The sequence below is a fragment of the Methylovulum psychrotolerans genome, assembly GCF_002923755.1.
Lineage (GTDB): Bacteria > Pseudomonadota > Gammaproteobacteria > Methylococcales > Methylomonadaceae > Methylovulum > Methylovulum psychrotolerans.
This window is the reverse complement of record NZ_PGFZ01000016.1, coordinates 42,922-52,837: the sequence shown is the minus strand read 5'-3', so window position 1 is coordinate 52,837 and position 9,916 is coordinate 42,922. Positions and strand designations below refer to the sequence as shown.

Below are 9,916 nucleotides of genomic sequence, written 5' to 3'. Positions count from 1 at the left end.
ATTCCCCTTTGATTTTGATGTACGTCTCGTCCATACGCCAAGAGCCGGCAACCGTCCGTTTGCGGCTTTTTGCCGCCAAAGCGATCAGTGGCGAATAGCGGACAACCCAGCGGTTCAGGGTCGCATGGTCCACGGCGACACCGCGCTCCGCCAGAATTTCTTCCAGGTTGCGGTAGGAAACGCCATACCGGACATAGAAGAAAACCGCGTGCAGGATAACGTCTTTCGGATAGTGGGTGCCTTTAAAGCTGATCTTCATAGTCTGGCAACAAAAATTGGCGGATTATCCCCCAAAATTAGAAAGTTTGCGACAGAACCGAGCGGTGTACGAGGCTCCCCGCGTAGCCGTAGAGGCCGGGCGTGTTGACGGAGTTGGAGTGCGAGCGGAAGCGCAGTCAACATGCAAGGCCATCTCGAAACGGCATCAAGTCATTTGCGCAGACCAGTGGTGCACAGCGTACCGAAGGGGAGTTGTGTACCGCGGCCGGAGCAGGACGAAGGCGGGCAGCCGAAGGCAATAATCGCCAGGAAAATTTTTCGCCGCTAAAATCGGATGGATCCCATTTTAGCTTTCGCGAAAAATCCTGGCGCGCTTGTTACGTTTTTCACAATGCCACCTTTGGATAACCCGGATAATTGGGTTTTGCCAGGATGTTGAATTTTAAAATCGTTTTTCTTTGGCGCAGTGTAATTATATTTCGCAAAAATACTTGATATTAGCGATAATACATAAAAATATAAATAGGGGCGGGGGCGTACCGTCAAGTGTATAACTGCTGGTTAAGGGGATGGTGTCATGCCCTGAAAACCACAGGGTTTGGCAAAAGTCTCCCCCTGACAAACCACAAACAAGGGGTTTTGTGGTTTATTCGCCTACTTCCAGCCTAAAACTGCCCATTAATCATAAGCCATCCAATCCCCGTTTCCTGAGCGTCGCCGAAGGGCGGCATGGGCGGGTGTTCCTTTGGCCTTACCTGTAGCGGCTAAGACGCTTGCGCCCTTGTTAATGGGAAGGCGTGTGGCATTGAATTTATTAGTATAGTATTGAAATAAAAAGATATTTTTAATGGTGGTTAGGGCGGTGGGTGCGGTTAAAACACGCTTTGGTGTTGGGGTGTATCCTTTATGCAGACGGCTTGACTGAGCTTACAAAAATAATAAACGCCTACTGAAAGGGTCTACGCTTTTATCGGAAACGACAACAATGAAAAAACGACTGGATTATTATTGGCGTTTGTTTGCTACGGGTCTGAGCTTTAGTGTTTTTGGCATAGGTGGTTTTTTATTATGGGTGCTGGTTTTTCCTGTACTTAACGCCATTCCTGGTAGCCCTCTTAAGAAAAGGGGGCGGGCGCAAAAATGTGTGCATTACAGCTTTGGCATTTTTATCGGTTTGATGCACCGGATCGGGATTATGACTTATGAAGTTAATGGCTTGGAGAGGCTGAACCGGCCAGGCCAATTAATTTTGGCTAACCACCCGACCTTGATCGACATTGTATTTTTGCTTAGCCGCATCCCTTATGCGAGCTGCATTGTTAAAAGTAAGCTGTGCCATAACCCTTGTATGAAAGGGTCTATCATCAATGCCGGTTATATCAGTAATGAGGATCCCCAACAGATGATCGACCGTTGTGTGGCGTATTTGATGTCCGGCGGCATTATGATTATTTTCCCCGAAAGTACGCGGACAGTACCCAATACCGAATACCATTTCCAACGGGGTGCGGCGGCGGTCGCATTGCAGGCTAATGCTATAGTGACACCTGTTACGCTGCATTGTTCCCCCAGTACCTTAACGAAGGCGGAAAAATGGTATCAAATACCTGAGCGGCGGTTCCATTTGTCGATGACGGTAGGCGAGGATATGGTGCTGGATGATTTTCGTGCAATAACGCCAAAAAGCATTGCGGTGCGCCGCTTCAACCATTATTTACAAGATTATTTTACTCAACAACGGAGCAAACATGAGTAGCAGTTTGGAAAATGAGCTAAAGCAAATGATTATTGACACTTTGTCTTTAGAGGATTTGAGTGTTGCCAGTTTTAATAGCCATGAGGCTTTGTTTGGTGGCGGTTATGAGCTGGATTCAATTGATGCTTTGGAGTTGGGTTTGGCCATAAGAAAAAAATATGATGTCAAAATCGATGCGGAAGCCGACAACGTTAAGGATATATTCGCTTCGGTTTCCCATTTAGCCGCTTTTATTTATTCCAAACAACTTGAATTAAAACGGATTTGAATCGGGGGGTGGTATGAAAGATCGCGATGAGATATTGGGCGTTATCAATAAAATAATGTTGGAGATGTTTGAAATTGAGGCGGAGCAGGTAACGTTGGATGCCCGTCTGTACGAAGACTTGGATTTTGACAGTATTGATGCGGTCGACATGATAGTGAAGCTGAAAGAAATTACCCAACGGGAGCTTAAGCTTGAGGATTTTAAAGCCGCTAGGACGGTGGGCGATGTCGTTGAGTCTATATTCAGGATCATGAATCCCTGATGCTTCGGGTTATTTTGGCTTGCGCCTTGTTGTTGTATCCCTTGGCGGTCTATTTGGGTATTCAGGTGTTGGCGCCTTGGAAAATGGCTCTGGCGTTGCTAGTAGTGTTAACGGCGCGTTTTTTCTTGTCCCCTGCGGACAGGCAGTTGGGCTGGCCTTTAATGGGTTTTGGCGTTTTATATTGTGCTTTTGCCATTTGGCAAAATAGTGCGTTGGGTTTGCGGCTTTATCCCGTAGGGGTGAACGCTTGTTTTTTCTTGTTGTTTGCGCTGAGTTTGTTATATCCGCCGCCTATTGTTGAGCGTTTGGCTAGGATGCAAGATCCTAATTTGTCGGCTCAAGGCGTTATCCATACCCGAAAAGTAACCCAAGTTTGGTGTGTGTTTTTTATCGTCAATGGCCTGATTGCCGCAGGCACGGCGTTATGGGGCAGTTTTTTCTGGTGGAGCCTCTACAATGGCTTCATTTCCTATATGTTGATAGGTTTGTTAATGGGGATTGAATATCTTATCCGCATCAGGATGCAAGCGCGTGAGCAATGAATTGAAACCGACACCGCTTGCCGAATGTGCTTTGGGCTTAAGCCCTAGGGCCCCGGTCGTTTTTTATCAAGGGCAACAGATCAGTCATATCGGTTTTTGCCAGGATGTGGCGGACAGGGCGGGGGTTTTTGCGCGGCAAGCACAGACGGATTATGCCTTGTATTATGAAGAGGCTTATCCTTTTGCCGTCACGCTGTTTGCCTTATGGCATACCGGCAAGGCGGTTTGGGTTGCCGCCAACAACAGGCCGGCGACCGCTGAGACGCTGATGCGGCAAGGTTGCGCTTTGTTGGGCGATTGGCCTTCATGCCATCTGAAACCATTGTTTGAGTCAGAGGCTGAGGTCTCACAGGTTTTAGTGCCATTGGATTTGCGGCAGTCACGATTAACCTTTTTTACCTCTGGTTCTACGGGCCACCCGCAAGCTATCCAAAAGGAATTATGGCAGTTGCAAACTGAGGTGGATACTTTAGAACGGCAGTGGGGAGAAGGCTTGGCGCAATCCCAGGTGTTGGCGACAGTCAGCCATCAGCATATCTATGGTTTGTTGTTCAGGGTATTGTGGCCGTTGGCGGGCGGGCGTTGTTTCCATAGCCAAACCTATCTAAGCCCGGAGTCGTTGTTAAAATCCGCAGTGCGGTCTTTATGTCCGTCCTATTGGGTGGCTAGCCCCGCCCAGTTAAAAAGGCTTGATGAAGATTTGACACCGTGGTCAGAAATGCGTCTTTTAAAAGCCATTTTTAGTTCCGGCGGTATGTTGGATGCGGATGTCGCAAGGCAAATTGCCGCGCATGGTGGCCCCAAACCGATAGATATTTACGGCAGTTCAGAAACGGGCGGCATCGCTTGGCGCGAGCCGGCGACGGAAGGGCGTTGGTTGCCTTTTCCTGGTGTCGGCATAACGGCCATAGGCGAGCGGCATTTGTTGCAATCCCCTTATTTGCCTCCCTCCCCGCCTTATTTGTTGCAGGATAGGATAGAACTGCATCAGGATGGGCGGTTTTGTCTGTTAGGCCGAAATGACCGCATCGTAAAGATAGAAGAAAAGCGTTTGTCGCTGACAGAAATGGAGCAGGCTTTACAGCAGTCAGACTGGGTGGATCAAGCGCATTGCCGCCTTTTTGGGGATGGGCGGGTACGGGTTGCCGCTCTGATTGTTTTAACCGCCAAGGGGTTGGGGCATTTAAGGCAAGAGGGGCGGGGCGCTGTTATCGGACAGCTGAAAATGCGTTTGTCTGATACGTTTGAAAATCTTGTCCTGCCGAAAAAATGGCTGTTTATGGACAGTTTGCCTTTGTCAGCCCAAGGCAAAATCGATCATGAGATGATCGTCGGTTTGTTGGCTTTGGACAGACGGATATTCCCAGAACTGCAATTGCTCAGCCAACAGGACGGCGCTGTGGAGCTTTCTTTGCGTATGCAAGCGGGCTTGTTGTATTTTGCCGGGCACTTTCCCGGCCAACCGATTTTGCCGGGTGTTACCCAGTTGGTCTGGGCGGAAAAGTATGGCAAGCTGTTTTTTCCTATTGCCAAAGGGTTTTTATCCATGGAAGTTGTCAAATTTAAAAAGATAATCCGTCCTAACGATGAATTGATTTTGCATCTGAGTTGGAATGCGGACAGCGGCAAATTGTATTTCGATTTTAGTTCCCGTATCGAGTCGCATAGTTCCGGCAGGCTTTTATACGGGGCTAGTCTATGAAAACGTGCATTGTCATTCCGGTTTATAACCATCATGAGGCTATTGGCCAAGTGACGGAGGCGTTGCGGCCTTTCAAGCTGCCTTGTTTGTTAATTAATGACGGCAGTTCGGCGGCGTGTGGGGCGGAATTAAGGCGGTTGGCCGCGCAGGACAGCACTTGGCTGACTTTGCATGAGAGGGAGAAAAATGGCGGTAAAGGCGCGGCGGTTATCACGGGTTTGCAGTTGGCCTTGGCAAAGGGTTTCACCCACGCTATCCAAATCGATGCTGACGGCCAACACTGTTTGGACGACATTCGCCTATTTCTGTCCGCCAGTGCGGCAAATCCCGATAAATTGATTTTGGGCGCGCCCCGTTTTGATGGCAGCGCTTCTAAAAAAAGGCTGTATGGACGGCAGTTTACTAATCTGTGGATTTGGATTAATACGTTATCTTTCGATATTAGGGATGGGATGTGCGGTTTCCGGTGCTATCCGCTTGCCGCTGTCGGTAAGATAGTGCAAACGACGGCTTTGGGCCAGCGTATGGATTTTGATATAGAAATTGCCGTGCGCCTACATTGGGATGGTGTTGGGGTGGTTAATATAGATACGGATGTCCGTTATCCTTTGGATGGCGTTTCCCATTTCAGGATGCTGGACGACAATTTGCTGATTTCCAAAAAGCATGCGCAATTGTTTTTTGGCATGTTGTGGCGCTTGCCCAGGATTTTGGCGAGGCGGATCCGATGAGCCATTGGGCGCAGATTGAAGAAAGCAGCTTTGTTTGGGGCATGAAGCTGCTGTTGAAGATTTACCTGTTGTTTGGCAGGCGGCTGTTACAGTTTTTTTTATATCCAGTGGTGAGTTACTACTGGTTGGTAAACCGGACGGGGCGGCAAGCCAGCCGACGCTATCTGGAAAAGGTGGCGGCGTATTTGCCGGACGCGGGTTTGCAAGGGGGAAATTATGACAGCTATCGGCATTTTCTCAGTTTTGCCAATGCCATTATCGATAAGTTGGCGGCTGTGGGCGGGGCAATATCGCTCCAAGACATTGGCTATAAAGGCCGGGAGGCCATTATTGGGCATGTCGATAACGGGCAAGGCTTGGTGTTGCTGGGTTCCCATCTCGGCAATATAGAGGTGTTACGCGCCATTGCCGGTTTACGCAAAGATGTGAACGTCAATGTATTGGTGCATACCCGCCATGCCGAAAAATTTAACGCCTTATTAAACAGCGCGGCCGGATCTAGCCGTGTCCATTTGATTCAAGTGACCGACATCAATGCCGCGACTACGATGCTGTTGATGGATAAGGTTGATGCAGGGGAAATTGTGGTGATTGCGGCGGACAGGACACCCGTGGGCGGACAAAACCGCGTTTCCAGCGCCGTTTTTTTAGGCCATCCTGCTTTGTTCCCGCAAGGGCCTTACATTTTGGCATCTTTGCTTAAGTGTCCTGTGTACACGTTGTTTTGTCTCAAACATCAGCGTTGCCAAACCATTTATTTCGAACATTTTAGCGACACTATCGTTTTGCCGCGTAAAAACCGGGACGGCGCCATAACAGAGTATGTTCAGGCCTATGCCGACAGGCTACAGTCTTATTGCTTGAAAGAGCCGTTGCAATGGTTCAATTTCTATGATTTTTGGCAGGAAGGCCATGGCTAATAATACGGTGCTTGTCGATGGCGGACAGTTAACGATAGAAGACATTTGTCATATCGCCAAACAAGCCAAGTCCCTTAAGCTGGACGATACAGCCTTCTTTAAGGCGAGGATCAATAAGGGTGCGGAGTTTATCAATACCTTATTGCGTGAAGAGGGTTTTGTTTACGGTGTCACCACGGGCTATGGCGATTCTTGTACCGTGTCTATCCCTATGGAGCATGTCGCCGACTTGTCACGGCATCTTTATACGTTTCATGGCTGTGGCTTGGGCGCGCATTTTGACCCCGCCCAAACCCGGGCGATTATGGCGGTGCGTATCAATAGCCTGGCGCAAGGGTTTTCTGGGGTACGTTATACATTGTTGGAGCGCATCAGCGGTTTGCTCGACCATGACATCCTGCCGTTAATCCCGCAAGAAGGTTCGGTCGGTGCAAGCGGTGATTTGACACCCTTATCTTATCTGGCGGCGGTGCTGGCGGGGGAAAGGGAGGTTTGTTACCAGGGGCAAGTCCGGTCGGCGGCCAGCGTTTTTAAGGCGTTGTGCATTACGCCGCTTACGTTAAACCCAAAAGAAGGTTTGGCGATTATGAACGGGACGGCGGTCATGACCGCCCTCGCTTGTTTGGCGCATCAACGGGCGGCTTATTTGGCGCAGTTGAACACCCGCATCACCAGCTTGGTTTCGATTGCGCTGCAAGGCAATGCCGGGCATTTCGACGAACGTCTGTTCGGCGTCAAACCCCATGCCGGACAGATTAAGGTTGCGGGGCGTATCCGTGGCGATTTGCCGGTTGCCGCGCTAACTGGCCGCAATGACACCCGTTTACAGGACCGTTATTCTTTGCGCTGTGCGCCGCATATTATTGGGGTATTGGAAGACGCGTTGCCTTGGTTCCGCCAGTTTATAGAAAATGAACTCAATAGCGCCAACGATAACCCCATTATTGATGCCGAAAACGGGCGGGTGTTGCATGGCGGGCATTTTTACGGCGGCCATATCGCTTTTGCAATGGACAGCATGAAAACCGCCGTGGCCAATCTGGCCGATTTGATGGACAGGCAATTGGCGCAACTGGTCGACCCCAAATTTAATCAAGGTTTGCCCGCCAACCTTTCCGGGGCGAAAGCCGAACACGCCATGTTGAACCATGGCTTTAAGGCGGTACAGATTGCCGTTTCCGCATGGACGGCGGAAGCCCTGAAATTGACCATGCCCGCGAGCGTGTTTTCCCGTTCCACAGAATGCCATAATCAAGATAAGGTCAGCATGGGGACTATTGCGGCGCGTGATTGCATACGGGTGCTGGAGTTGACCGAGCAGGTGGCGGCCGCGACGTTGATCGCCGCCGTTCAGGCGGTTGAGTTGCGGGGCGCAGGCCAACCGCTGGTGTTGGGGGCCAATGTCAGCCTGACCCTATCCCAAGTGAGGGAACATGTGCCTTTTTTGGAATCCGACCGGGCATTGGAACAGCCATTGCGCTTATGTTTGGGGCTGATACGCGACGAGTACTGGAGTTTGTATGAATAAAAGCATTGTAAGCTCAGAGACTGAAATTGACGTGCCGTTTTTTGATGTCGATTTAATCGAAATCGTTTGGCACGGCAATTACGCCAAGTATTTTGAAATTGCCCGGTGCGACTTGCTCGACAAAATTGGCTACGGTTACATGGCGATGCGGGATTCAGGCTATGCTTGGCCAGTCATTGATTTGCGCATCCGCTACGCTAAGCCGGTTATCTTCAGACAAAAAATTATTGTGCAGGCGGATCTGGTCGAATGGCAAAACCGCCTGAAAATTAACTATCAAATTATTGATAAAGTATCCGGTGTCCGGTTATCGCGCGGCTACACTTCTCAAGTCGCCGTCGATATGGCAAACCGTGAGATGTGTTATGAAAGCCCGGCGATATTATGGCAAAAATTAGGTTTTGAAAAATCTTGAATACTTACGATATTATCATTGTCGGCAGCGGGATTGGTGGCCTGACCTGTGCTGCTTTATTAGCCAAAGCTGGTAAATCGGTGCTGGTGTTGGAGGCTCATGACCGCCCAGGCGGCTATGCCCATGGCTTCAAGCGGAAAAAGTACCAGTTTGATGGTGGCGTGCATTTGGTCAGCGGCTGCGGCCCTACAGGGTATCAGGGCGGGCAAGTCATTTATAAGTTGCTACAAGCGCTCGGTGTTGGCGATGAGCTTGAATTTATCAATGCCGACCCGTTCAGCCATGTCTATTATCCGGGGTTTGCCAGTGCTTTGCCGCAGTCGGTAGCGGCGTTTGTCAATACGCTGGCCAAGCATTACCCCCTGCAACGGCAAGGCTTGGCAAATTTAGTGCGGCTTTGTTTGCAAGTCACTGAAGAAATAGCCTTGGCCAGCGAAATGGCGTTAACGGACTATGATACCGCCAGCCGATTAGTGCCCGCCTTATGCCAATACCGCAAATCGACCTTGGCCGAGGTGATGGCAGAATATATCGACGACCCCCAATTATGCAGCGTTTTTGCCAGCAATTGGCCTTATTTGGGGTTGCCGCCTTCCAAGCTGTCCTTTATTTATTGGGCGGCCATGCTGATGGGTTATATGGCTGACGGCTCATACTATTGCAAGGGCGGCTTTCAAAATTTTGCCGATGCCTTAGTTAAAGGTATCCGTCAGCACGGCGGCACTGTGCGGCTGCGTTCGCCTGTCGGAAAAATCATTATTGAAGACAAGCAAGTGGCCGGCGTTATGGTTAATGACACCCGGTTCGACGCGCCTGTGGTGGTTGCCAACGCCGATATGCGGCAAACGGTTTTCGATTTGGTCGGCGAGCGGCACTTCCCGGAACGGTATGTGCAAAAGATTAACAAAATGCAGCATTCCGTGTCCATTTTTGTGGTTTATATCGCGACCGATTTGGATTTGGTGCAGTTGAATATGGCCCATGAATCCTTTTATTATCGGGATTTTGACCATGACCGAAATTTTGCGCAAACGCTCAATGGCAAAGTGGACTGGATAGGCATCACAGTACCGACTTTGTTGGATCCGGGATTGGCCCCTGCTGGGGAACATTTGCTGGTGTTGACCGCGTTGTTGCCTTATAGCGTTAAGGATTCCTGGCAAGAGGCTAAACAGGGGTATATGGATAGTATTGTGGATATTGCCGCGGACTACATCCCTAACTTAAAGCAACATATTAATTTTATTGAAGGCGGGTCGCCCGCCACATTGCACCGCTACACACAGAACTACCAAGGCGCGGCCTATGGCTGGGATGTCATACCCTGCCAGATAGACCCTGTCCGTATCAGAAATGCGTCGCCTGTGGCAGGCCTGTATTTTGCCGGGCATTGGTGTTCCCCTGGTAGCGGTATATACGGCGTGAGCATATCGGGTATGCAGGCCGCACAGCACATTTTGGGCATAAAAAGGCCGTCGGAATTATGGCAAGCGCTCTTATGACCGCCCGGAAAGGGATTTAAGACAACGCCAGTCGCTCCGCTCTGTTCCTATTAACGATAAGCGGCTGATTT

At 49.8% G+C, this 9,916-nt stretch carries 10 protein-coding genes and 1 pseudogene; 10 read left to right on the top strand and 1 reads right to left on the bottom strand.

What is annotated here, in order from left to right; translation table 11 throughout:
• Positions 1-259, bottom strand: a pseudogene (locus AADEFJLK_RS21040) (IS6 family transposase); the annotation flags it as partial.
• A gap of 945 nt (positions 260-1,204) precedes the next feature.
• Here AADEFJLK_RS21040 and AADEFJLK_RS21035 point away from each other — a divergent pair.
• Genes AADEFJLK_RS21035 through AADEFJLK_RS20990 form a run of 10 tightly spaced genes read left to right on the top strand, consistent with a single transcriptional unit; the run spans position 1,205 to position 9,845 of the window.
• The gene (locus AADEFJLK_RS21035) at positions 1,205-1,975 is read left to right on the top strand and encodes a lysophospholipid acyltransferase family protein (RefSeq protein ID WP_103975658.1); all 771 of its coding nucleotides are present in this window, start codon (positions 1,205-1,207) and stop codon (positions 1,973-1,975) included.
• On the top strand, positions 1,968-2,243 hold the full coding sequence (locus AADEFJLK_RS21030; RefSeq protein ID WP_103975657.1) for a phosphopantetheine-binding protein: 276 nt from the start codon (positions 1,968-1,970) through the stop codon (positions 2,241-2,243). Before AADEFJLK_RS21035 ends, AADEFJLK_RS21030 begins: the two co-directional genes overlap by 8 nt.
• Before the next feature lie 13 nt (positions 2,244-2,256).
• The gene (locus AADEFJLK_RS21025; protein ID WP_103975656.1) at positions 2,257-2,505 is read left to right on the top strand and encodes an acyl carrier protein; all 249 of its coding nucleotides are present in this window, start codon (positions 2,257-2,259) and stop codon (positions 2,503-2,505) included.
• Positions 2,505-3,047 carry a COG4648 family protein gene (locus AADEFJLK_RS21020; RefSeq protein WP_103975655.1) on the top strand — a complete coding sequence of 181 codons (543 nt, stop codon included), beginning with the start codon at positions 2,505-2,507 and terminating at the stop codon, positions 3,045-3,047. Before AADEFJLK_RS21025 ends, AADEFJLK_RS21020 begins: the two co-directional genes overlap by 1 nt.
• Positions 3,037-4,749, top strand: coding sequence for an ApeI family dehydratase (locus AADEFJLK_RS21015; RefSeq protein ID WP_103975654.1), 1,713 nt, complete (start codon positions 3,037-3,039; stop codon positions 4,747-4,749). The genes AADEFJLK_RS21020 and AADEFJLK_RS21015 overlap by 11 nt, the downstream gene beginning before the upstream one ends.
• Positions 4,746-5,480: a glycosyltransferase family 2 protein gene (locus AADEFJLK_RS21010; RefSeq protein ID WP_103975653.1), complete on the top strand. Its 735-nt coding sequence runs from the start codon at positions 4,746-4,748 to the stop codon at positions 5,478-5,480. Before AADEFJLK_RS21015 ends, AADEFJLK_RS21010 begins: the two co-directional genes overlap by 4 nt.
• Entirely contained in the window at positions 5,441-6,400 is a 960-nt protein-coding gene (locus tag AADEFJLK_RS21005) for a lysophospholipid acyltransferase family protein (protein WP_249028107.1), read from the top strand. The genes AADEFJLK_RS21010 and AADEFJLK_RS21005 overlap by 40 nt, the downstream gene beginning before the upstream one ends.
• Positions 6,393-7,928, top strand: coding sequence for an HAL/PAL/TAL family ammonia-lyase (locus AADEFJLK_RS21000; protein ID WP_103975661.1), 1,536 nt, complete (start codon positions 6,393-6,395; stop codon positions 7,926-7,928). Before AADEFJLK_RS21005 ends, AADEFJLK_RS21000 begins: the two co-directional genes overlap by 8 nt.
• Positions 7,921-8,343, top strand: a complete 423-nt coding sequence (locus AADEFJLK_RS20995) for an acyl-CoA thioesterase (RefSeq protein ID WP_103975651.1) — start codon at positions 7,921-7,923, stop codon at positions 8,341-8,343. Before AADEFJLK_RS21000 ends, AADEFJLK_RS20995 begins: the two co-directional genes overlap by 8 nt.
• Positions 8,340-9,845 (top strand): phytoene desaturase family protein, encoded by a 1,506-nt coding sequence (locus tag AADEFJLK_RS20990; protein WP_170065199.1) that lies wholly within the window; start codon positions 8,340-8,342, stop codon positions 9,843-9,845. Before AADEFJLK_RS20995 ends, AADEFJLK_RS20990 begins: the two co-directional genes overlap by 4 nt.
• The last annotated feature ends 71 nt before the right edge of the window (positions 9,846-9,916 follow it).

What these genes read in the sequence shown, in the direction of transcription:
- AADEFJLK_RS20995 (WP_103975651.1), top strand. Translation starts at nt 7,921, where the DNA reads ATGAATAAAAGCATTGTAAGCTCAGAGACTGAAATTGACGTGCCGTTT.
- AADEFJLK_RS21025 (WP_103975656.1), top strand. Translation starts at nt 2,257, where the DNA reads ATGAAAGATCGCGATGAGATATTGGGCGTTATCAATAAAATAATGTTG.
- AADEFJLK_RS21035 (WP_103975658.1), top strand. Translation starts at nt 1,205, where the DNA reads ATGAAAAAACGACTGGATTATTATTGGCGTTTGTTTGCTACGGGTCTG.
- AADEFJLK_RS21000 (WP_103975661.1), top strand. Translation starts at nt 6,393, where the DNA reads ATGGCTAATAATACGGTGCTTGTCGATGGCGGACAGTTAACGATAGAA.
- AADEFJLK_RS21020 (WP_103975655.1), top strand. Translation starts at nt 2,505, where the DNA reads ATGCTTCGGGTTATTTTGGCTTGCGCCTTGTTGTTGTATCCCTTGGCG.
- AADEFJLK_RS21030 (WP_103975657.1), top strand. Translation starts at nt 1,968, where the DNA reads ATGAGTAGCAGTTTGGAAAATGAGCTAAAGCAAATGATTATTGACACT.
- AADEFJLK_RS21010 (WP_103975653.1), top strand. Translation starts at nt 4,746, where the DNA reads ATGAAAACGTGCATTGTCATTCCGGTTTATAACCATCATGAGGCTATT.